Source organism: Cohnella sp. GCM10012308, assembly GCF_042649185.1.
Taxonomy (GTDB): Bacteria; Bacillota; Bacilli; order Paenibacillales; family Paenibacillaceae; genus Cohnella.
In genome coordinates, this window is sequence record NZ_JBHRYU010000014.1 from 106,564 (window position 1) to 128,791 (window position 22,228).

At 42.6% G+C, this 22,228-nt stretch carries 19 protein-coding genes; 14 read left to right on the top strand and 5 right to left on the bottom strand.

All coding sequences use genetic code 11. The features are described from left to right. Positions 1-516 precede the first annotated feature (516 nt). The 3 genes from ACFOTD_RS16760 to ACFOTD_RS16770 form a co-directional block, all read right to left on the bottom strand. Positions 517-936 carry an Imm70 family immunity protein gene (locus ACFOTD_RS16760; RefSeq protein WP_378120709.1) on the bottom strand — a complete coding sequence of 140 codons (420 nt, stop codon included), beginning with the start codon at positions 934-936 and terminating at the stop codon, positions 517-519. A gap of 74 nt (positions 937-1,010) precedes the next feature. Beyond that, positions 1,011-1,994, bottom strand: coding sequence for a DUF4303 domain-containing protein (locus ACFOTD_RS16765; RefSeq protein ID WP_378120711.1), 984 nt, complete (start codon positions 1,992-1,994; stop codon positions 1,011-1,013). Between the two features lie 153 nt (positions 1,995-2,147). Next, a complete protein-coding gene (locus ACFOTD_RS16770; protein ID WP_378120713.1) occupies positions 2,148-3,191 on the bottom strand; it encodes an SDR family oxidoreductase in 1,044 nt (347 codons plus the stop codon). 116 nt (positions 3,192-3,307) lie between these two features. Here ACFOTD_RS16770 and ACFOTD_RS16775 point away from each other — a divergent pair, with 116 nt between their 5' ends. From ACFOTD_RS16775 to ACFOTD_RS16830, 12 genes are all read left to right on the top strand, one after another. Beyond that, on the top strand, positions 3,308-3,484 hold the full coding sequence (locus ACFOTD_RS16775) for a hypothetical protein (RefSeq protein WP_378120715.1): 177 nt from the start codon (positions 3,308-3,310) through the stop codon (positions 3,482-3,484). A 78-nt stretch (positions 3,485-3,562) separates the two neighbouring features. After that, positions 3,563-3,841 (top strand): TetR-like C-terminal domain-containing protein, encoded by a 279-nt coding sequence (locus ACFOTD_RS16780; RefSeq protein ID WP_378120717.1) that lies wholly within the window; start codon positions 3,563-3,565, stop codon positions 3,839-3,841. A gap of 278 nt (positions 3,842-4,119) precedes the next feature. Continuing rightward, positions 4,120-4,380 carry an immunity protein Imm33 domain-containing protein gene (locus ACFOTD_RS16785; protein ID WP_378120816.1) on the top strand — a complete coding sequence of 87 codons (261 nt, stop codon included), beginning with the start codon at positions 4,120-4,122 and terminating at the stop codon, positions 4,378-4,380. Between the two features lie 35 nt (positions 4,381-4,415). Continuing rightward, entirely contained in the window at positions 4,416-5,453 is a 1,038-nt protein-coding gene (locus ACFOTD_RS16790; RefSeq protein ID WP_378120719.1) for a hypothetical protein, read from the top strand. Positions 5,454-5,566: 113 nt separating this feature from the next. After that, positions 5,567-6,115, top strand: coding sequence for an RNA polymerase sigma factor (locus tag ACFOTD_RS16795; RefSeq protein WP_378120721.1), 549 nt, complete (start codon positions 5,567-5,569; stop codon positions 6,113-6,115). Next, on the top strand, positions 6,096-6,872 hold the full coding sequence (locus ACFOTD_RS16800) for a hypothetical protein (RefSeq protein ID WP_378120723.1): 777 nt from the start codon (positions 6,096-6,098) through the stop codon (positions 6,870-6,872). Before ACFOTD_RS16795 ends, ACFOTD_RS16800 begins: the two co-directional genes overlap by 20 nt. A 1,070-nt stretch (positions 6,873-7,942) precedes the next feature. Then, positions 7,943-9,043, top strand: a complete 1,101-nt coding sequence (gene dndB, locus ACFOTD_RS16805) for a DNA sulfur modification protein DndB (RefSeq protein WP_378120725.1) — start codon at positions 7,943-7,945, stop codon at positions 9,041-9,043. Continuing rightward, positions 9,043-10,422, top strand: coding sequence for a DNA phosphorothioation system sulfurtransferase DndC (gene dndC / locus ACFOTD_RS16810; protein WP_378120727.1), 1,380 nt, complete (start codon positions 9,043-9,045; stop codon positions 10,420-10,422). Before dndB ends, dndC begins: the two co-directional genes overlap by 1 nt. Continuing rightward, positions 10,419-12,425 (top strand): DNA sulfur modification protein DndD, encoded by a 2,007-nt coding sequence (gene dndD / locus ACFOTD_RS16815; RefSeq protein WP_378120729.1) that lies wholly within the window; start codon positions 10,419-10,421, stop codon positions 12,423-12,425. The genes dndC and dndD (ACFOTD_RS16815) overlap by 4 nt, the downstream gene beginning before the upstream one ends. After that, on the top strand, positions 12,409-12,777 hold the full coding sequence (dndE, locus tag ACFOTD_RS16820) for a DNA sulfur modification protein DndE (protein ID WP_378120731.1): 369 nt from the start codon (positions 12,409-12,411) through the stop codon (positions 12,775-12,777). The genes dndD (ACFOTD_RS16815) and dndE overlap by 17 nt, the downstream gene beginning before the upstream one ends. A gap of 16 nt (positions 12,778-12,793) precedes the next feature. Further along, positions 12,794-13,921 (top strand): cysteine desulfurase family protein, encoded by a 1,128-nt coding sequence (locus tag ACFOTD_RS16825; protein WP_378120733.1) that lies wholly within the window; start codon positions 12,794-12,796, stop codon positions 13,919-13,921. A 21-nt stretch (positions 13,922-13,942) separates the two neighbouring features. Further along, positions 13,943-14,944, top strand: a complete 1,002-nt coding sequence (locus tag ACFOTD_RS16830; protein WP_378120735.1) for a nuclease-related domain-containing protein — start codon at positions 13,943-13,945, stop codon at positions 14,942-14,944. On the opposite strand, the gene ACFOTD_RS16835 is transcribed toward ACFOTD_RS16830, so the two are convergent. After that, on the bottom strand, positions 14,939-17,011 hold the full coding sequence (locus ACFOTD_RS16835; protein ID WP_378120737.1) for a UvrD-helicase domain-containing protein: 2,073 nt from the start codon (positions 17,009-17,011) through the stop codon (positions 14,939-14,941). The genes ACFOTD_RS16830 and ACFOTD_RS16835 overlap by 6 nt on opposite strands. Continuing rightward, positions 17,005-19,908 (bottom strand): PD-(D/E)XK nuclease family protein, encoded by a 2,904-nt coding sequence (locus ACFOTD_RS16840; RefSeq protein ID WP_378120738.1) that lies wholly within the window; start codon positions 19,906-19,908, stop codon positions 17,005-17,007. The genes ACFOTD_RS16835 and ACFOTD_RS16840 overlap by 7 nt, the downstream gene beginning before the upstream one ends. Positions 19,909-20,018: 110 nt before the next feature. Between ACFOTD_RS16840 and ACFOTD_RS16845 the strand changes: the two genes are divergently transcribed. Next, positions 20,019-20,228, top strand: a complete 210-nt coding sequence (locus ACFOTD_RS16845; RefSeq protein WP_378120740.1) for a DNA modification system-associated small protein — start codon at positions 20,019-20,021, stop codon at positions 20,226-20,228. Then, on the top strand, positions 20,225-22,219 hold the full coding sequence (gene dndD / locus ACFOTD_RS16850) for a DNA sulfur modification protein DndD (RefSeq protein ID WP_378120742.1): 1,995 nt from the start codon (positions 20,225-20,227) through the stop codon (positions 22,217-22,219). Before ACFOTD_RS16845 ends, dndD (ACFOTD_RS16850) begins: the two co-directional genes overlap by 4 nt. Positions 22,220-22,228: the final 9 nt, after the last annotated feature.

Here is a 22,228-nt window from a genome sequence, read left to right on the forward strand (position 1 = left end):
GATAGCAACGTTTTGTAAAAACAATATCCAGTTTCAGTTGTCTATAGATTGAATCGCTCATGCTAATAAGGAGGTGACCATGGTGGAGTTTAAAAGAAATACGAGGGAGTTGCTAGAAGCATCCGGATGGACTTCTTTTCATAAAGTAGATACTCAGCTATACAAGAGTGCACTTGAAAACGACGGATATGTAGTTAAACGTATGAGAATCGAATAAATGAGAATCTGGTCGTGATTGGAGACGCCATAGATAATTGAATACCGATAAAATCATGTCTTTTATTCAAGTTGGGCGTACGAAATCCATTTGTGTAAACAGGCGTCTGTTGAAATCATATCCAGAGTATGTCCGAGATGTTGAATCTCCTCGTTAGGAACAAGAGATTAAAGATTAGAGACAAACATTGTACAATGGTTCATAAGACCGTCTCACCTTCCGTAGGGTTTGTAGGGGTACAAACACTTATAGAATGAGCGGTCTTTTTGCTACCATTTTTTTGATAATCAACAGACGTACTAAAGACTAATTATTTTAACGTCATAATCATCCTGAATGGCTGAATTTAACGCGCTATAGAATAAAAAGAAGAGGTCTACTCCGTTGCTGGTCACAAAGTAATTGGCTAGGCTCGTAATGGATGGATCTATATTGGTTCCCCAAGGCGGTTGCTTCGATAGATCCTCTACATCCCAAACCACATTGTCCGGACTAAAATCTTCAAACGCTTTATGAATGCTTTTAACTTCTTCAAGCAGTTTTTCGTTATCCTCTTTCTCCAAAGCTTCGTGATACAGCTTATTCATAAATAGAGGATATTTGCTTCCCCAACTGTTCGCTTCAAGGCGGTAGCAGACCGTTGAGAAGAAGCAATGAAGGAAATCTCCTGAACCGATTTGATACCAACTATGACCACCTAGCATTAGTCCTACAGCCATTTTAATAATCCTCCAATGACATAAGCTCTGATTATTTTTTACTTAATTCTCTATCGGCTGCTAATTAAATTTATTCATTCAGGAAAGCGTAACGGGTCGAGTGCATGAAGCACTCGTCCCGTATTTCTCGTGTCCTGCGCTTCCGGGCGTTCCTGCTTTTGGCGCGAATAAAGTGCCTGCAGACGGCTGATCTCGTTTTCCCCTGCTTTAGCTATGTTGATAATCGTGCTTTGGAACGTCCATGCCTTCATTAAGTTCACGTTCTCTTTTAGTGCAAATAGTTCTTCAACTGTCTTTTCTAGATATGTAATGAGGAGCGGTACTGAAATCTCCCCCAGCTTCACCAGTTCGTCCTTCGCATCGAACGAATAACGTGAAAGGGTCCGCAGTTGTATCACAGCCTCGCTTTCTATCTCATCTTCAAAATCTGCAAGGGTTTGGCACCAAAAGGCCACTTGCTCATCTGGCCGTAAAGATTGCAGGCGGGTCTTATACGTCTCATATGCTTTTAGCTCAGGAAACGCTTTGTCCAGCTGCGATGGGGAAACCGTCTCAGGGAGGTACGTCATATCGCTCGCATCGTGTTCGACTACGTAGGCGATAAAGTCGTCAGTGAGGTTAAGTTGCCTGAGGGAAGGCTCCAACTCCTTTATCACTTCGATCAAGGTTGCCATGAATGCATCTGTGACTTGATCGGCCTTTTCCTCCTCTTCCTCATCCCAAAGATCTTCTAATATCTCTGCGTACTGCATACCCCATTTTTCAAGCTTTTTATTACGCTTGTCCTCAAAACGAAAATCGCCAACGCTATATTTAAGTCCACGATGCCCAAAAAGCCTATAGTCAGGGTAATGTTTATAACAGTCAAGCGCGCGTGTATACGCAAACCCTTCACTAGTATTCCACCTAAAGCTAATGACGCCGTAAAATGCTTGCGAATCTATAACAAATGCGTATAATTCTTTATTTTGCGGCGTTTTCGCAAAGGCTCGTATTGTATTTTCTCCGTGCTGGATTAATAATCTTTTTAGCTTTTCAAAGTCGATTGATTTTGGCATGTTTTAACTCCTTATTGCCCAGATATTTCCTTTATCGGAAGTCTATCTGAATAGATGAAGAGTGAGCGGGAAAGGTTTGAACAGACTCAATCGTCCGGCAAGCTTTTTAACTCGTTTCATTAAATGTTGATGTGAAATGAGCGACTGTCTTTACTACTTCATTTGCCCTTTAATGATTTTGACCATGCTCTTGCCGGTTGCTGCGATGGCTTCTTCAGCCGAACGCGGCGTCCATCCAAGCAGTCGCTTGGCTTTCTGATTGCTAGTCGACATGTCTTGTCCCAGGAGAGAAGCGATCATTTTTAGTTTTGGATTAAAAATCGCCAAGATACGCACGACGATATTCGGAAGTTCCTTGCGCGGCACCTGATTAGCGTCTTCCCCTAAGTGCTTCCTCAGTATATGTGCAACCTCTAACATCGATCGATTTTCCGCACTGGAAGCGATAAATCGTTCTCCGTTTGCTTCGGGACGCAGCATGGCCAGGATATGCAAATCGGCAACGTCTCGGACGTCCACATAATCGGAATAAATTTTAGGGACAGCCTTGAGTTTGCCTTCGATCATTTGGCGAACAGAATCATTTGAATGAGAGTAATCGTTACCCAGGATCGGCCCCATCACCCCAACCGGATTGACAGTCGCAAGCTCTAATCCATGGCCTTCTTCGCGGATAAATGCCCAAGCCGCTTTTTCAGCGATGGTTTTCGATTTCTGATAAGGATGAAGGTTGGCGTCCGTATTGGACCAATCTTCTTCGGTATACGGTCCTTTATGATTGTGATGTCCCACGCCGATCGCTCCGAAAGCAGAGGTGAGAACAACGCGTTTGACGCCTGCATCCCGTGCTGCTCTCAATACACGTAATACGCCCTCGCGCGCCGGTTGAATCATTTCATTTTCATCTTTATACACTTTATTGGGCGTCGGAGAAGCGACATGGATGACATAATCCGCCCCTTGAACAGCCTCGTCCCAGTTGCGATCAGAAGATAGATCTGCTTGGATAAAGGTCAAGCCTTCGAAATGGGTTACGCCGCCTGACATTAACATGGCTTTCACTTCATCTTGTCTGCTCATGGTACGAAGCGTTGCTCGCACACGATACCCTTGCTCAAGCAGCTTCAACATGATATGAACGGCGATAAATCCGGAGCCTCCGGTCACGAGCACCAAAGGATTGTTATCTTGCGGCATCGTCAACCTTCCTTTCTATTGACGTTACAGGTGTAACGTGTTTTGATTAGTTTAAGGCCGAACCTGATCGAAAACAAGCGATTAACAGGCATCTGTGACAGAATGGAGGAAGTGTAATGGCAGCTACGGATCACGCCCGGAGCATCAAAAAAGACACCAAAGAATGGATCGCCATTGCGTTGCTGGAGCTTTTACAGATCAAGCGGTTACCGAAATTATCCGTATCGGAGGTCGTTAAAAAAGCTGGCGTCAGCCGCATGGCCTTCTATCGTAATTACGATAGTCTTGAATAAGTATTGAGGGCGTACTACGAACCTAAATTTGCGGATATATTCAATAAAGTTGCCCTTCAAAAGAGCCACGAAGAGAAAATGGAGGATTTGACCCGCTTTTTTAATGCGCTGTCCAAGGATTTTCAAATGGCCATTGAAGGGGATTACACAGAACTGCTCTATCAGATCTTCAAATCTCATGTTACGCAGCTGTACGATGAGATCATTCCCTTTCCCGACTGGACGGGGGCGAAGCGAAGCTATTGGATCGACTTTATGAGCGCCGGCGTATTTGAAGTTTGGCTGATGTGGATCAAAAACGGTCAAAAAGAAAGCATAGAAGAGATCAAAGCGCTCATTCGGCTTTTTCATAAATAAGAACAAATTAGAAGGAATTGATTGCGTCAACGCCAACGCGTGAAGCGGAGCGGTTTTCTAATTGCCTGGATGAAAGGGGATATTCATTTGGAATGGAGCTTAGAGGACGTCGAGCAAACGAGTCTATGCAATCCGAATACATTTTTTATCCCAAGTCTTAAAGAGCGGCAAAAGCAAAAGAAAGGCGATATGGTCAGATTGCACTTTGTACTCGAGCATCCGGAAGAGGATGAGCCTCGTGCGGAAAGAAACAAATGGCTCTAGTCTCTAATAAGTGCATGGAAGAAGGCGGCAGTGTCCGCTGGCTCTATCGTGAAAAGCCAGATCGGGAGGAGGACAGCGGATGGAGGTTGTTCGAAGGCACCGAGAACGATGAATATAACAGCCATGCTTCAAACATTAGCATCGTAAACGTATACGCATTACTCGATAAGGATCCTAGCCTGATAACGCCGCTTAGAGGTGAGTTCGGAACTGCCTTCGAACGAGAGGATATTAACCGTCCCTGGACCCAAATAAACGATTGGGACGGACTGTAAGTTTGCGTTTAATTTGATAACAGGTGAGGGGCCGCATGAAGCGTTCATTGATCGCATATGGCATCTTTTTAGTCCTTATTCTGCAAGTGATCACTGGCTGTGGTGGATTAGATCCATCTCATTCATCGCAAATTAATGGATTAAACACGGCAAGCAGCGCTGCTCATTCAGCCCAACACACGAATCTACCGTCGCCGACTGCCCCACAAGAGCCAAAGAAAAGCGCATCCTCCCCGGTGATCATTTCCGATATCGACCATTGGGATCACCCGATCAAGCCCTATTTAATGGATAGAGGTTTGATGAAAATTGAATTTCCAACCAAAGCGTATCCTGTTTTTTATATGCGTTATGATTGGAGCCTAGCTGAAGTAATCAATGATTATCTGAACGGGACGACAGAAGCCATGGTAAAGGCAAACGGATATTGGGACTTTGAGATCCGCACGCCGCATCATCTGATTGTGGTCAAAGCGCATGAGCGGCAGCTGACGGGGCTCTCCTATGATGGCCAGGATCAGAATGTGGAGCAGCTTCGCAAAGAATACAACTTGATTGATGCGGCAACGAACGCTCGGTGGATTAAAAAAGACAAGAAGACGGGATATTTCTACTGGCGTTCGCCAGGTTCATCAACAGCGCCTAGCAACCCCGACGATCTGTATCTGAATTACGTCTTATCGTTCTCGGAAAAGAACAAGAATGGATGGAACGAATATGTCATTGGGATGCCAAGAAGCAGCGATACGGTCATAGCAAGGTGGTACGCTAAAGTAGAGAATGGAGCGGCCGTGTTCTATGGGGAAACGGGCGAGAATTTAGAGTGGGATCTCCAGCAGGTCAGGGGGCTATTTGCCAAGCGGTTTGGGTTCAAGCCGTCTGCGGCCGGCACGAATTACGACATTACATGCGATACTTTTCTGATGCCTGAGGGACTCTATCGCATTCGGTTGACACAGAAGTCTGCAGAGCAGGAGAACATTTTCTATTATGATGGAAATCGCAATCAGTTCTACAAAGATACAAAGCGTCAGTCGCTACTTAAAAACTTGACCAACCTTAATGTTCGATAGATGAGTGTACCAGCGCATCCTGGGACTTCACTTCCGGTCCAAGCATGCCGCTGGTTTTTTTGTGCAAACAGAACTTGGTTTGAGTTGTCTATATATCGAGGTGGTGAGAATTGATGGAAGGCTCCATTCGAACGATGGCAAATTTAGATCCCATCACATTTGAAGCGCTGATGCACGAATACGGTCAAGAGGTCTGGAACTACGCTTATTCCATTGTCAAAAATCAGAGCATGGCGGAGGACATTACCCAGGATGTGTTTCTGCAGGTGTTCCGTCATGTCGTATCCTTCCGGAACGAGTCGTCCATGAAGACTTGGCTGCTGAAAATAACGCGCAATATCAGCTACAACTACCGGAAGTCCGCTTTTATCCGTAAGGTTTTTCTTGTCGGAAACGTGAGCTTAAAGGAAAGCAGCCGATCCGCAGAACAGACTTACCTGGATCATGAGGCAGCGAATGAGGTTTGGACCGCTGTCCTGAAGCTGCCTGTTAAATCCAGAGAGATCCTGATCCTGCACGCCAAATATCAGCTATCCATACCGGAGATCGCTCAACTGCTCGATATTTCGGAAGGAGCGGTCAGATCGAGACTATTCGCGGCACGGAAAAAAATGAATGTACGATTGGGGGAGGACTACGCGTATGAACCATTCAGATCCTGATTGGTATAAGGACTTGCAGGCGGATATTTTTAAACAAAAAAAGTTTAACGATCGGTTGCTGCAAAAAATAGTGCTGCGTTCTCAAAATGCCGAAGCTACAGCGTCAAAGCCGATCCGTTCCTGGTTGGTTCATGTAAGTCTGGCGTCATTGCTCGTCGTATTGACGGTGCTGTTCGTTACGCATCGATCGGTGGGGATTGAGCACCAACCGGACCCAATTGTGAAACAAGGCGGACAAGCACAAGCTGGAGGCTTGGAGGACTTGCCGGAACAAGAGCCTGCCGTGCCGGAGTCAACGGACATCACTAGTGATCTGCCGCTCGGTCACATCGATTTATCGGAGGTGCCAGTTGACGAGAATTTCGTGCCCAAGTCGGTTCAGCTCTCACATGCATCCGAAGAAGACGCAACCTCTTACTTAGAAGGATCGGCTATATCGGCTGAGAAAACGGAAAGAGGATTCACGCTCAGAACTACTTATCGTACATCGGATGGCGTAGAGTTTTTATTTATACAGGCCGCTGAGCCGGTCCCTGAAGAGGAGACGCTTCAATGGTTTTTGACAAGCAATGCCTATGGAACTGAAAAGAAGGAACAAACCGAGATTCAAGGACATGCAGTCATCTACGTAGACGGCAAAGGAAGAAGAGTTGCTCATTTAATAACGGACAAGCATATATTCACGGTCATGACCAATGAAGGGACTGTAGAGGAATGTATGGAGATATTGGAGCAGATTGAGCTTGATGGAGAGTAGAAGCAGGGAAAAGAACCATGCAAGTGCATTAAACTAGTGGTAATTCAACCGAGCTACAATGAGGAGAAGCTCCGCAGTCCCTATGAGACGGCGGAGCTTTTTCATGATGTCGCGATCGCTTTACGGTCCTGAGCCAACAGAGGTCACGCGCCAACCTAACCATGAATTTTTAACATAGATGAATGGTTCCGTTATAGCTTGATCCGCTACTTCATAGAGCGTTCCATATTTCGGGTCGTTTTTTATGCTGCCTTGCCGCACTTCAGACGTTACTGCTTTAATGGGGTGGAAGGAAATAAACAGTTGCTTTCGTACAGCTAGCTCAGGCGTCATGGAGGGAAGAAATAAAAAGTAGACGAATAAGATCACCACGAGAGTAAGCACGATTTTCTTCGATCTTTTTGACCTGAGCCCTCGCCCTCCCATGGTTTTTAGCAACCCCTTTAGTTCGAATTTATGATATTTGACGGTTTCCCTGGAAAAAGTTGCAGATGGATCTTGCGATCCTCATCTTACACAGAATTCCGCTAAGCAGCACGGTCCATCTGACCAAGTCAGCCGCGATGATTACCTTCAGTTTCAAAAGAACGGATGCTCCTTCTGCATGGCGAATGCGGCGGAAAGAATGGTAATGGCATTGACGAGCAAGAGGAGAAGATTGCCGCTCGTCTTTTATGGATCAATTGCCCGCCTTCTGGATCGGGACGCTTAAGATGATCAGCAATGCCGCCAGATAGTCCGTAACCGTCAGCTTTTCGCCCAGTATCATGACGATAAAGACAAGCGTGACAACGGAGTGAAGAAGGTGAGGCTAGCGATCAACGAGGCCGGGGAGTACTCCAGTGCGCGGAAGTACAAGAAAAATCCAAGCACGATATTGAAAAGGGCTTTTTGACATTTCGAGTTTCACGCTTTGCTTACTCATGGGGATGTTGCGGCTCCATCGCATGTGAAAAGCGAAGTTTTTTGTTGTTTTGCAGCAGCAACTCAACTCCTCCAATCTCTATTGACCAGGTTTCACACTTCACTTAACATAGTAATTGTAAAATACGTACGTAAATGAGGTGAAGATGCAGTTGGATGCAACCTTTAGTTATAGCTTCCCAGCCTTGCGCGGCATTCAAGCATCGGGTGAGTTTTTCGTTGTGATGTGTCCACTGAAGCTCATTCCTAAAATCTTTCTGTTCGATGAAGAAGAAATTCCGCCGGAATTTCGGGCTCAACGTACGTTGAATCGTTCGCGGATACCTGAGATATCGAGCTACATATTGAATAATCCGACGGACTATGTGTTCAGTTCGTTGACGGCTTCTGTTGATGGACAAATGCAATTTAAACCATATACAGACGACCCTGATTTTCGAAATTTAGGGCGACTTTTTATTTCATTAGAAGCCAGATTTCTGATCAATGACGGTCAGCACAGACGAGCAGCTATCGAAGAAGCACTCAAAATTACTCCGGAGCTCGGACATGAAAACATCTCTGTTGTTTTCTTCAAAGATGATGGGCTCAGGAAAAGTCAGCAAATTTTTGCCGATCTTAATCGTCATGCCATTAATACAACGTCTTCTCTCGGAATACTTTATGAACATCGAGATCCACTGGCGACTGTTACGAAAGAGATTGTCCGCCAGATAAAACTTCTTGAACGATATACTGATAAGGAGAAGCAGTCACTCTCCAAATTGTCACCTAAGCTTTTTGTATTGAGCAACTTATATAATACTAATAGTAAAATTATAAATAAGCGAAAAGGCAACAGCGTCACAGATGAAGAGAGCGCCTTTCTTCTTCAGTTTTGGGACAAGCTGTGTGTTTCTATCCTCGAATGGAACCAAGTGCTTGAAAAGAAGCTGTCGCCCACAGAGTTCCGTGCTAATTACATTAATGCACACGGGACATTTCTTGAAGCGGTTGGTCTTGTAGGCAACTACTTGATGACGGAACATAGTAAAGACTGGGACCGATATATTGAGCGACTTAGTGGAATCGACTGGAGCCGAACAAATACGGAATGGCTAGGTCGGGCGTACGGTCATATTGGAAGAATTAGCAAAAGCCCAGAGGCGATTCAGCTTACTTCAAACTTGATAAAGCATAAATTAGGTCTTCCGCTAAACAAAATGGAACAGCAGTTGGAAAACAAACTGAAAGTGGGCGAATCATAATGTTTTATGATACTAAAATGATAGAAAGTACTATGGAACAAGTTCAAAATGTTTATCTTATGGATTCCCTACCCTGGGTAGTTGGATACAGTGGTGGAAAAGACTCCACAGTACTTGTACAGCTTATTTTTCAAGCGATTTATAATCTTCCAGAGGAGAGACGGCACAAAAAGATCTACATTATTTCCTCGGATACATTGGTTGAAACCCCGCTAATTATTGCTTCCATAAATAAAACTCTTATGCGAATACAATCAAAAGCGCTTGAGCTAGAGCTGCCGATTGAAACGCATAAAGTCCGTCCTGAAGTCGAGAAGAGTTTCTGGTCTTCTATCATAGGAAAGGGATATCCGTCACCGCGTCAAAAATTCCGCTGGTGTACAGATCGGATGAAGATTGATCCGGCAAACAAGTTTATTAAAGACAAAGTTGATCAGTTTGGCGAAGTAATAATGGTGTTAGGGGTACGAGACTCGGAAAGCGCCACACGTGCTCAGGTCATGGAAAATCATACAATCGACGGTAAGGTGCTTATGCGGCACTCCACGCTTTCGAACGCATATGTATATGCGCCCATTCGTCATTTTGACCTTGATGACGTCTGGAACTACCTTTTAAATGAAGAGTCGCCATGGGGAAATGATAACTTTGAACTTCACGCCCTATATCAAAACTCAAGCGGAGGTGAGTGCCCGCTTATTGTCGATAAAGATATTAAAGAAACGGCTGGTTCATGCGGTAACAGTCGTTTTGGTTGCTGGACGTGTACGGTGGTTACTGAAGATAAAGCGTTAAACGGTTTTATTGAATCTGGCGAAGATTGGCTTCGCCCACTCGCTGTGTACCGAAAATGGCTTTCTGAGATCCGTGACAATCGAGATATGCGCGAAAAACGCCGGATGAATGGAAGCATATATTTCGTGGGACAAGGCGAAGAGCGGGAGCTTGGACTTGGTCCTTTCACGCTTGAGGCTCGAAAGGAAATTCTGCGCAAGCTGTTGGAGACTCAACAGGAAGTGATAAACCCGTACGATCCAACATATGAGCTCATTAGCGTGGAAGAGCTTAAACACATACGAAAACTTTGGATTGATGAAGGGGATTGGACAGACAGTCTACCACGAATTTATCGGGAGGTCATGGGGACTGATTTAGACTGGGACTATAATGAACGCTCCTTATTTGATGACGATCAAATTACAGCACTGGAATTTCTTTGCGAAAAGCATGGGGTAAACATGCAATTGATGAAAAAACTTGTCAATGTTGAAAAAAACTATAGTGGATATAGGGTGCGTCGAGGATTGTTTCAAGAATTCGATAAAATTTTGAAACAGGATTGGCTCCACTACGGGAAGGTAGAAGGATACAAAGAATGAAAATTAACCGTTTGTTTCTAGAGAATGTAGGTGCCTTCTGGGGAAGGTATGATTTTGATCTTCGTACTTCCGGCAAGTCAAAAAATGTCGTTTTATTTGGTGGTAAAAACGGATCCGGTAAAACGACGATACTTGAAGCAATTCGGCTGGCTCTGTATGGTACATTTGCTTTCGGGCTGAAAAATGAATCGCCAGCTTACTATGACAAAATTCAAGCAAAATTAAATACGTATGCCCTTAAATCAAATCTACGCCAATACAGTATTTTATTAGAAGTTGAAATTGTGGAGGATTGGAAAAAGAACGAATACACCATAAACCGAAGTTGGACAAAATCGAAAAATTCCTTAAAGGAGTCCCTCTTTGTTAAACGTAATGGAGATAATTTAAGTGACTCCGACAAGGACATCTTTTTTTCAAAGCTACGTGAGGAAACCCCACCTCAATTGCTCGAGTTTTGTTTGTTTGATGGTGAAAAGATTTCTCAGATTGTTTCTAAAGAAACCTTGTCGGATTATTTGAGTCAAACTGCAAAAGTGATGTTTAACTTAGATTTGTTCGAGAGCCTCGAAGACGACCTTACAAGCTATCTAAAGCAAGATGACGTCATGGGGACGCTGACCGATGAGGAAAGGAAATTAATGGATCTTGAACATGAGAAAAATGAAGTCCAATCCCGGTTAGAGCAATATCTGCGTGAGCTCAACGAGATCGAATTAAAAGGTGAAGATACTAAGGCGTTACTTGCCGAACATCAACGTATTTTTGATGTGCATGGCGGATTAGTTAAGGAAAAGCGCGATGCACTTCTTAATGAAATTAATGAAATTGAACAACAGCGGTTCGTAGTGATGGAACGAAATCGTGAAATCATTCAAACACTGTTGCCCTTCTTCCTCGTAAAGGATTTGGTTGCGGCTACAGCAGAACAAATGAAGCTTGAGTCCAAATATGAAGTTAGAAATGCGGTATCCGAGCTAGTGAACGTTTCAGATGTACAAGCTCTTCTAACGAATTATCTCGGTGATAAAACGGTAAGTTTCCAATCAGCAGCAAACATATTTACGGACTTCTTGTCGTTAATTTCGAATTACCAAGAACAATCATTGCATAACGCTTCGAGCTTGCAACGTGCAGAAATAGAGGCAATGCTTCGTCAAATCAATGCCTTTAATCCAGAGATAATGCTGCAGGATTTCAAGACGAATGCGGAGTTGCTGAAGCAAGTACAAACGGTTAGAAAGCTAATTGATAAAAACGATTCTTCTAGCGAGCTTAAAGGACTTATTGACAACATTCGAAACGCAGAAGACGAACTAAGAGTTTTGGCTTTAAAGCAAAAGCAACTTGAAGAAATGGTCGCACTTATTCACGTACAGTTAGACGAAAAAATTAAAGTATATGAATTTCAAAAAGAAAAAGTAATTCAAACTAAAAAAGCAGGCAATATCTTTGAAATTACAACTCGTGTATTGGACGTAAGTCGGATTTTTCGGGCAGAACAAATTCATAAAAAGCTACAACAAGTTGAACGACAAACAGCACAGATGCTCCAAGCCATTTTCCGAAAGGAAATGTTTGTTACGAGGGTAAAGATTGATCCCAAAACGTTCCAATTACACATTTTTAACAGCACTCGCGATGAAATCAACATTGAGAGCTTGTCTGCTGGAGAGAAGCAGATCTTGCTCTTATCTACGGTTTGGGCGATGGCGATGTGTTCAAATCGTCGGTTACCTTTTGTTTTTGATACGTTACTTGGGCGACTTGATCAGACCCACAAAAAGAGTATAATTGAAAGTTTTATTCCTCGATGTGGAGAGCAGGTTATTATTCTATCTACGGATTCGGAGATTAACGAAGAAAACTTTGCACTGATTGAGCCGAGTTTAGCAAAAACGTACACCATTGACTATGATGCCGAGAGGAACACGGTCAAATGGAACACTGATTATTTTGATATGTCAATGAAGAAGGAGCTGTCGCATGAACTTCAGACTTAAAACCTCAAAGAAAACGGGCGACAAGCTCAAAGAGCTCCAAGACAAAATCAGGTTGACTCCCAACATTTTGTGTCGCTACGCTGTTGTGCTCTCGCTTCGGAATCCAGAGCCGGCCATTGCCTTTGTCAAGGATACATCTGGATTGGAATTTAATCGTAATACCGTTACTGGCATTTATGATTATGTCTTTAAAGCCCTCATTGCACAGCACATGGCGCGTGATATCAGTGATGAAGAATATTTTCCGGATTTGTTTAACGCACACTTGGAGCGAGGGATATTCATGCTCGAAAATGAGTATGATTATGCCGGAAATCAGGAAAAGATGATCGTCAATCTACTAACGAAGTAGCGAAGGGGGAAACGCGATGATCTATTTCGATAATAGCGCCACCACCAAGATTGATCCCCGTGTAGTTGAAGCTATGCTTCCATTTTTGTACGAAGAGTATGGTAATCCATCAAGTAAATATTACTCGTTAGCGACTCATGCTAAGGACGCTGTGGAAGAAGCGCGAGGAAACGTAGCCAAGCTTTTTAATTGCGATTTGGATGAAGTGGTATTCACTTCAGGATCTACCGAAAGTAACAATATGATTCTAAAAGGCATTCTTGAGACATACGGAGGCGTTAATCCATCGCTTGCAGTAAGCAAAGCAGAACATTCTTCGGTGCTTGAAGTTGCGGCTTATCTAGAGCAACGAGGAGCTACGGTTAACTATATGGAGGTTGACGCAAACGGGGCTGTGCAAGGTGATACTTTTACGGCAGCCCTCGAGCAGCAGCCAACGCTTATAAGCATGTTGTGGGGTAATAATGAAACGGGAGCCTTAAATGACGTTGGCTCTTTAGCAAAGAAGTGCGTAGAGAGGGGCATCTTTTTTCATACAGATGCAACGCAAGTGGTGGGGAAGTTAGACACGAGAATGCTGGATCGATCGATTCGGTTTTTATCACTTTCTGCTCACAAGTTCCACGGACCCAAAGGGATTGGTGCGGCAATTATTCGTAAAGACGATCTCGGAATTAAAACGAAGATTTCTCCCCTTCTGCATGGGGGAGGGCAGGAATCGAATTATAGAAGCGGCACACTATCTGTCCATAACATTGTTGGTTTTGGAAAAGCAGCCGAAATTGTGCTGCTCGAACAGGAACAAACACAGCAAACGCTGATGGAACTTGAGGCGTATTTACGTGAGCAGTTAATGGTGGTATTGCCGAAAGTAGTTAAGTTTAACGGCGATACGCGAGAGAAAATTCCAGGAATAGTTAACGTCCAATTTCGCGGTGCAAACAATGAAATGTTAATTAAAAAGTTATCGGATCAATTTGCTTTATCTACGGGCTCCGCCTGCAGTTCAAGTAAGCCGTCGCATGTACTGCAGAGCATGGGTTTAAGTGTAAATGAAGTCAGACAATCAGTACGGATCTCGCTCTCAAAATCCAATACGAAAGCAGAGATTGATCAACTTTGTCAGATATTATCCTCCAAATAATTACTGCTCAGGGGTGAGTATGTGGCATATATCTATCCCACAGAGCCGCTGTTTCAAACTGCGGGCGAAGAGCGTGTGTTCACGTTTTTAAAGGACCACCTCTCAGATGCATGGCATATTTTTCATGAACCACTTGTGAATGATACTAGTCCCGATATTGTACTCTTTTCTCCTTATGCGGGGACGCTAATCATTGAAGTAAAGGACTATACTACACAGACGCTTCAAACGCTCACGCCGAATTACTGGGGACTGTCGGTAGAGGGGCAGCAGAAATCCGTATTGTCTCCATACGAGCAAGCACGGCATTATAAACACAAGCTGTCCGAAAATCTCCAAAGTAAACGCGAATTTTGTGTGGAAACTGGTAGGTATCAGGGGAAATTGATGTTTCCGGTTATGTGTGCTGTTTGGATGGTAAACATATCAAGCCATGATGCAAAGGTTATTAACATGTCAAAAGTTATTCCTGATCAATACCTTTTGGTTAGGGATAATTTTGATGAACCCGAACGTATTGAGCAGACAATCACTGAGATTCTCGTTTCTAAGTTCCGAATAATAGAAATACCGTATGATGTAACTAGCGCCTTTGTGAAACTAATGCATCCTGTTCTGATTGTGCCCGAATTTGATGCCCTCCGCCAAGCTTGGTTTGAGTCATTTAAACCGAATATTAAAGCGTTCCCTAGTGTAGTGGACGAAGTACTTCATATAGCAACTGAGATTAGACATTTATTAGCAAGCGGCATAGCGCTTTCATCGATTAGGATCTATACCTTAAGAGAACGCTTTTTACAAAGAGCGTCGCTCGTTGAGGAAACGCAACAAATTCTTGCCAGCATGGGCGTAACGGGGCTAAAGTTTGCTAATCTCAATATGATCGAAGAACTAGATGAGAAGCAGTATAGCTTTATAATGGATATCCATCTAGAAGCTATGGATGAGTTAAAAGAAGCCACGCTAAGCAAGTTGCTTAGTGTGGCTTACAATCGTGTTTCTTTTAGCAGTTCTTCCTTATAACAGGCGGAGCCAATTTTGAAAACAAATTGATTTTTTTGGACAGTGTTCGTCACCGACGAACACTAATTTTTTTTCAGCTCGTGTTAGTGCAACATAAAATACCCGCAGTTCCTCAGAGTAAAGCTCATTTTGAAAATCATCTATCATTCCATTATAATTTGTACTCACAATTTTTGAATTGCGATCTCCATAGTAGGGGGCATAACTAAATTCAAGTCCCGTCTGATTCGAATAAATAATCGGTGGGGCGAGAACCGATTGACTTGTCGATTCTTCAAGACGGGGCAAAATGACAACGGGATATTCCAGTCCCTTCGCTTTATGAATGGTGATTAAAGTGACTGCTTCAATGTCATTACCCTCGGCAACATCGGCTTGTTGCTCTTCTTTTTGCGAGGCAATCATGGCGTGTAGCCAGCCGGTGTACTCTTGAAGTTGCAGACTTTCGCTAATACTAAGCTTTCGTGTTAAAGCTTTCAACTTATTTAGGTTCGCCACGCCTTGTGGGAGAGTGCTGGCAATCCGCTCACGTATGTTGCTTACCTGGTAAAGACGGTCTAGCAACTGTGCAGGTGTACGCTTTTGAATAATAGGCACGAGAGCATCTGCTAGCATCTGGAGCCGCATTGGATCATTCTGGACATAAAAAGTTTCAAGTGCTTCTTCTGCATATACGGGATTAGTTGTATTCAAGATGTAATTGAGTATTTTGTATGTATCAACTACTTCACGCTGATTATAGAAACTTCCAGCGCCAATTAGCTGAGCGGGGATTCCCACCGCAGTAAGCGCAGCATAGAAGTCCATCATCTGGTAGTTCTTCCTAAAAAGAATTGCAAAATCTTTTGGAGACATACCTTTATCGATATTTTCTTTTATGTAACGAGCAACAAGTTCCGGTTGTTTAATTCCCTCTTTTTCAATGGATAATAACCATTCATAAGCAGAAGTATAATCAACAGGAGCAGTTGATTCCTCTCGAGGTCGTAATGGTTCAGGTTGGAATGAATACTGTGGATTGGCTTCTTTAATTCGCCTAAACAGAATATTGACAAGCATGACTAATTCCGTTGTTGAGCGAAAGTTAGTTGACAAAGTTAAAATTTCGCCATCTCTTTGTATCCATCGCTCAACTTGTTGGTATGACGACAAATCAGCTCCGCGAAACTGATATATGGATTGTTTGCTATCTCCAACGACGAATAGAGACGGACTCTCAGGGCTTCCATCGCATATTTTCTTTATAATTCCCGTCTGGTATAAGGAGGTGTCTTGAAATTCGTCAACAAAAACATATTTGTACTTATTTTTTATTTGATTTGCAGCATCCGAACTTCGAACTAGAAGCTTGTAGCAGTATTCAAGCAAATTATCTGGATCAAGTGTCTGGTGACGAAGTTGCTGATGGTATTGGACGACAAGTACAAGGAGCTCTACAAGCTCATTTTTAATGCCTTTAACGATGCCCATATCAATGCGCATTTCTTTTTTAGTTTTTGTTACAACATCAGAAATGGACAAGCCTTGAGAACGCAGCATATGATAAAGTTTGTTAAATATATCTCTAAAACGATGGTAAGGCATAATATTTTCATGGTAAATATGTTCACTTTTGTTACTTTTATTTGTGTAAAAAAATTCAAATGCTCGTTCTAATGCCTGTCTCGACGAGGACTCGGAAACATTGAAGTTGGGAGAATAATTAAAATCATCGAAGCTCAATGGTCCGGCATCGTTTAAAATCGATTTGCAGAACGAATGAATTGTTGAAATCTGAACAGCATTTAAATTTTCAAGTTCATAACGCAGACGCTTTTTTGCATCGATGTCTGAGTTTGCTTTCCAACTGTGATATAAATAGAGTTTTAATCGTCCCACCAAGTTTTCGGTGGCTTTGTTTGTGAACGTAATAACTGCCATATCGGAGATGCTGAGATCTTGATTCTGATTAAGAAGCCTTAAAATACGCTGACTAAGCACCTCAGTTTTTCCTGTACCGGCTCCTGCTTTCACTAATATAAATTTGGCATCGGAATGAACGGCTGCTTGTTGCTCTTTAGTTAGCATGAATCGACCTCTCGCTCCCGGCAAATAGTATTAAAGGAACAGTATTTACAATGCCCGCCTGTTTTTTTCGGATAGGAGCCTGTACGAACCGCTTCGATAACTTGTTCAAGGGCTGTTGTGACATAGGGTGTCCTCTTCTTAAATTCGCGTTTAAAAGTGAGGTACCAGTCTTTAATTTCTTTCATTGAATCCTTTTCATCATAGTCAGATGACGAGAAGGAGAGGATGTCTTTTTTGTTGGAAATTGAATATCGATGTACATCCCGCCCAGCATATTGTACTTCAAGCTCACGTATTGATGAGAAACTGAAATCATCCATTTGGATGAAATCGTCTTGTGAAGCAATCCTCATACTAACCGAGATAGATGCATTCCCACGTTTTCGAAATTCTTTCACAAAGTCTCCTTTAAATATTCGATCTAGCAAAGTTGTCAAATGAAAATCTGCTTGCACACGGACGTTTTGCCAATGGCGTAAGCTAAGGGGGAACAAGGGTCGTATCGACGTTTCTGCCTCTTCTCGACGCCTTACGATAACGTCTTTCAGCCGCTTAAGTTGCTTGCTCGTATCAATAATCTCTGTAATGGGGAATGACTCTCCATTTACAAAAAGTTCAACCGCTTTTTCATGAAGACATGACGTCGCATAGGCTTGTAGATGAAATAGTTGGTGAAATGTATGTTGTTCTTCATGTTTACTTTGGTAGTAAAAACGGCGTGGACAATAATAAAAAATTGCCACATCTTCGGCTGTAAAATCACGTTCTGCGATGTGCCAGCTTTGAGGACTTGTTGGCTCATTTGATGAAATAGGTATAAATTTTGATGGAGATTTAAGTATTTTATGTTTTTCCAGAAGTTGTTCAAGTGTAGGTTCATTTTTATTTGCGAGACGATCCCCTTCTTGAATACCAAATGTTTTAGCAATATCGTGCAAGTAATGTGCAGGCGTCAGGGGCAAACCATTGTCCATTTGGGCATAGGAAATGGTTAGCTGCGTACGTGGCGCACATAGAGCAAGGTAGATATGATACATTCCGCGATCTAAATAAAAATATTCTAGCGCCTTTGTGTCTTTAAAAGGAGAAGATGTACTATGTTGTAGCCAAGCGTGTTCGATCTTTTTAGACATTAGCCAGTTATATCGTTTTGCTTCAGGATAAACGTCTTGAGTAAATCGACACAGGAACACATAATCATAGCGCTGAAACTCAACGTTGTTTGGACCAGTTACGAGTATTTCTCGTTTTAACTCGACGTCTGTGTCATCCTCTACTGGCTGTTCGCCGGGTTCAAACTCTTCTCCTTCATTAAAGAGTGCCGACACACGTTCGCCAAATTCCATACTTGTCATAACCAAGTTTTGCTGACCACTGGTAGACTGCAAGATCGACTGGAGACGACTCCAAATGTCATCGTCTAGTTCACGGAAATGAGAATCGGACTTCAGATAAGCAATTAATCGCTGCATGTGAGCAATGATATGAGCATCAGGAGCATTTACCAAGATGGCACTGGCATTTTCGAGAAACAAAGCAATACGCTTGATTTCTTCAAGTTGTTCCGGCAAAACAGTTCTTAATGGATGTTGATCATACTTAGGTTCAATTAATTCATGGGCTTTTTGAAGCTGTGATATCTTGACGAAAAAATCAGATACTGAGTTGCAGTCCTCGAAGAAGCCCTCAATTTTCTCAAACGCCTGAAGTATTTGGGGGGTATGCTTAACTATGGATTCGTTTAAAAAGACCTTCATAATCTTACTTGTCAAGTAAGTATCCTTTTCTTTCCGAGTATCTATGCGAATATCAAAAAGGTGTTTAATAGCTCGTCCTTGATTCAAATGGAGAAGCGGGCGCTTAGGCAAGTGTACCCGAAGGTTGTATTCTTCCGAGATTTCGCGAATAAGCGGGCGGATTTCCATGGCGCCAGGAGTCACTATCACGACCTGTTCAGGTTTAGTACCTTTATGCCGAAGTAGCGTCGCGATTGTTTGCATAATGAAATGAAGCTCTTCTTCGACGGTGCTAAAGCGAAGAATCTGAAATGAGGGATCCACATGAGTAGACGCTTCGTTTCGAAAAATGAGCTTGGGCAAACGCTTAATGAAAAAAGAGTCGGATTCCGCTTCTTTTACAGAGATCCAACTCGTGTTGGGCTTAAACCTTTCATACACCTGTGTAATGGCTTTGAGTGCAGGATGATCGTTTCGATCAGAATCGAAGGGCAGATACACGGTAATTCGTTTTCCTTGCGATTGAAACTTCTCGATAATGAGCTGCAACATGGGCGTAAAGGGAAGAAAGGCACCATCCAAGATCAATTCAGCATATCCGGAGACATCAAGGGTTTCGAGTTGCTTCCTAGAAAGGAGGGCAGCATCGAAAGCGTCTTGTGCTTTAAGCTCCAACAGGTAGGTTTCGTATAGGCTAAGTACGAACTGCCACTTTGAGCTGGAATCAAAACTTCGAAGCGTCGTAAGTGAAAGCCCGCTTAAACTGAGTTGTGTAAATAAGTCGTATATATCTAGCATGGCAGAAGACCAACTAGGATTGTTGGTAACTTGATTTGCGGAGAGAATGCGCTCGAGTAAAACGGTTGCTTCCGCTTTATTTAAAACATGGACATTAGAAGTCCGACGAAGTGATTTGACAAATTGATTGATTTCGAAGATGTCAACAAACTGATGCACTTTTTCTTCCGGCTTCATATCGGCAGGGACATCAGGTTTCTCTTTAATCTCTTTTTTAATTGTCTCCATATTCAAATAGAAACGAATACGTCTACGAAATAAGATCATGGTAGGCGTGAGGTGTAAGTACCGTTGACTGATAAAATCCTTCTCCATTAGGCTTTTTTCGATGTCTTCAGTATGTGGAGAGCATAATATGTCCACGGTAAATCCTCCTAGCAAAATAGGGTCAAATTTACTATAATTCTAATTATACACTAAGTCCATCAGCATGGGCATCTACGATGGGCATGAAAAGCGAGGAAGTCGTGCACATGACAATAAGCGTTCAAGAAGAGGATAGCCTCTTAGTTGAAATATGCATGAAAAATGGCATAAATCCACAATACCTTCGGGAATTGTTTATTATTGAAAAAGAATATGCGGATAAAAATATGGCAAGGCGTCGGGGGATTTATGACCGCATAACTGAACTAATTGAGTCCTGGATTGAGGAAGAGGAAGCGGGGATTAATGCATTATGATTTTTAATTACATCCGGTTTAACAATTACCGCCCCTACTATGGCTCGCAAGAAGTTAGTTTTAAAAATGAAAAGCAATTGGATAGCCCTTATAAAGCAAACATCACTCTTATCGGTGGAAAAAATGGACATGGCAAAACCTCACTTATCAATGCGGTTTTTATCTGTCTATATGGCAGACGGAAATTTTTAAAAGACGAGTACGAACAAATAAAGCGGGACGCCATTAATCGAACCTTCTATAGAGAAGGTGGACGAGAAAGCACAATAGAGCTTTCGTTCTCTGATCGAACGGGTCAGTACCTGATTGAAGTTACATTTAAAGAAACTGACAAAGGTGAGGTTCAAGAGAATCGGCGTATTTTTGTTATCGCCGGGGATTTGCTTCGAGAAGCGACGACTTCAGATGATGAATTTATCGCATTTATTGATCAACGGATCCCACTTGACGTTGCACCTTTTTTCATTTTTGATGCAGAAAAAATTAAAGATTTGGTCGGCGAACACGACAAAGAAAAAACGGTTAAAGCAATCCAAAAAATTGTTTCTCTTGAGCTTTATAATCAACTCCATCTGGACTTAAATCAGATTCGGTATAACACAGAGCTGAATTTGTCTAAATCAGTCAAAGATACAGACCTTGAGAAGTTGGTTAAGGAGCTTGAAACTTGTACCGATGAATTGGAATCTCTAAAAGCAAAAGAACGTCCTGACGATTTAAAGATTCAGTATTTAAGCGAAGAAAAAAACAGGCTCAATCAAGAGCGACGTAGAAAGCTCGCCAATGCATCCTCGACAAAGGGTCAGATTCATCAGCGCATTGGAGAACTCGAGAACGAGCTAAAAAAGCTGAATCAAGCGGTTAAAAGTTTTGATAATGCCTTACCAAAATTGATTATAAAACCATTAGTAATTCGGCTTCAGCAAGCTATTCGAAAGGAGCAAAACTATCAGACAGCGTTAAGTCGTAGCCAAGCGATGTTTGCGCCGTATGACAAGTTCATAACTGATATGCTAAGTAAGCCCATGACGCCTGCTCTGAGTGTGGAACAAAAGAACCAGCTTATGAATCATGGGCGAGAAACATGGACGCGTATCAATAAAGTGCAGGAAATGAAAGTGGAACCTATGAATGTGCTACATGTCGACTACTTATCAAACAATGAACTTCAAAATATATTGAACTGGAGCCCACAGGGAAATATCAATATCTCAGAAATCCTTACGAAGCGAACACGAGTGGAAAATGAGCTAAAAACGCTCCATGATCAAATTAAGGATGCGCCCGATGTAATTGATACACACGAAGAAGATGAGCAAATTAGTAAGGTTTCCGAAGAACTTGGCGCGCTGTATTCAACGAGGAAAGCGCGTAATGAAGTGTTGCGAAGGCTACAGGACCAACATGTGCGTCTCTCGAGAGAATTGACAAACAAAAGACAAGCAAGACAAGAGCTCGGTCCTGTTGAAGAGAAAGTAAATATGATGACGAAGCTTATTAACGCAACACAAGAATTTATTGACCAAGTAACGGTACTTAAAGCAAAACGTTTGAAGGTAGAAATTGAAACCATTCTGTTGCAACTGTTCCGCAAGAATGACTTGCATCGTGTCGAGTTTCATCCAGAGGAATTTGTGCTGAGGATTTATGATGATGCGAATAGTGAAATTAATTTGGTTTCTCGCTCAGAGGGGGAGAAGCAATTGATAGCACTTGCGATGATCTGGGCGTTAACGAAGGTATCAGGGACAAGTTTCCCATTCGTTATTGATACTCCACTTGCACGTCTCGATAGCGATCATAAGTCAAATCTCGTCAACCGATTCTTTACGAACCTAAGCGATCAAGTTATTATTTTGTCGACAGATACTGAAATTACAAAAGACTTTTATGAAGAAATCACCCCATACGTGCAAAAATCTTATTTACTTGAATATAACGAAGAAGTAAAGTCAACAGAGATTATGGAAGGCTACTTTGCTTTCGAATAGGAGTAACGC

What these genes read in the sequence shown, in the direction of transcription:
- ACFOTD_RS16760 (WP_378120709.1), bottom strand. Translation starts at nt 936, where the DNA reads ATGGCTGTAGGACTAATGCTAGGTGGTCATAGTTGGTATCAAATCGGT.
- ACFOTD_RS16765 (WP_378120711.1), bottom strand. Translation starts at nt 1,994, where the DNA reads ATGCCAAAATCAATCGACTTTGAAAAGCTAAAAAGATTATTAATCCAG.
- ACFOTD_RS16770 (WP_378120713.1), bottom strand. Translation starts at nt 3,191, where the DNA reads ATGCCGCAAGATAACAATCCTTTGGTGCTCGTGACCGGAGGCTCCGGA.
- ACFOTD_RS16775 (WP_378120715.1), top strand. Translation starts at nt 3,308, where the DNA reads ATGGCAGCTACGGATCACGCCCGGAGCATCAAAAAAGACACCAAAGAA.
- ACFOTD_RS16780 (WP_378120717.1), top strand. Translation starts at nt 3,563, where the DNA reads ATGGAGGATTTGACCCGCTTTTTTAATGCGCTGTCCAAGGATTTTCAA.
- ACFOTD_RS16785 (WP_378120816.1), top strand. Translation starts at nt 4,120, where the DNA reads ATGGAAGAAGGCGGCAGTGTCCGCTGGCTCTATCGTGAAAAGCCAGAT.
- ACFOTD_RS16790 (WP_378120719.1), top strand. Translation starts at nt 4,416, where the DNA reads ATGAAGCGTTCATTGATCGCATATGGCATCTTTTTAGTCCTTATTCTG.
- ACFOTD_RS16795 (WP_378120721.1), top strand. Translation starts at nt 5,567, where the DNA reads ATGGAAGGCTCCATTCGAACGATGGCAAATTTAGATCCCATCACATTT.
- ACFOTD_RS16800 (WP_378120723.1), top strand. Translation starts at nt 6,096, where the DNA reads ATGAACCATTCAGATCCTGATTGGTATAAGGACTTGCAGGCGGATATT.
- dndB (WP_378120725.1), top strand. Translation starts at nt 7,943, where the DNA reads ATGCAGTTGGATGCAACCTTTAGTTATAGCTTCCCAGCCTTGCGCGGC.
- dndC (WP_378120727.1), top strand. Translation starts at nt 9,043, where the DNA reads ATGTTTTATGATACTAAAATGATAGAAAGTACTATGGAACAAGTTCAA.
- dndD (WP_378120729.1), top strand. Translation starts at nt 10,419, where the DNA reads ATGAAAATTAACCGTTTGTTTCTAGAGAATGTAGGTGCCTTCTGGGGA.
- dndE (WP_378120731.1), top strand. Translation starts at nt 12,409, where the DNA reads ATGAACTTCAGACTTAAAACCTCAAAGAAAACGGGCGACAAGCTCAAA.
- ACFOTD_RS16825 (WP_378120733.1), top strand. Translation starts at nt 12,794, where the DNA reads ATGATCTATTTCGATAATAGCGCCACCACCAAGATTGATCCCCGTGTA.
- ACFOTD_RS16835 (WP_378120737.1), bottom strand. Translation starts at nt 17,011, where the DNA reads ATGCTAACTAAAGAGCAACAAGCAGCCGTTCATTCCGATGCCAAATTT.
- ACFOTD_RS16845 (WP_378120740.1), top strand. Translation starts at nt 20,019, where the DNA reads ATGACAATAAGCGTTCAAGAAGAGGATAGCCTCTTAGTTGAAATATGC.
- dndD (WP_378120742.1), top strand. Translation starts at nt 20,225, where the DNA reads ATGATTTTTAATTACATCCGGTTTAACAATTACCGCCCCTACTATGGC.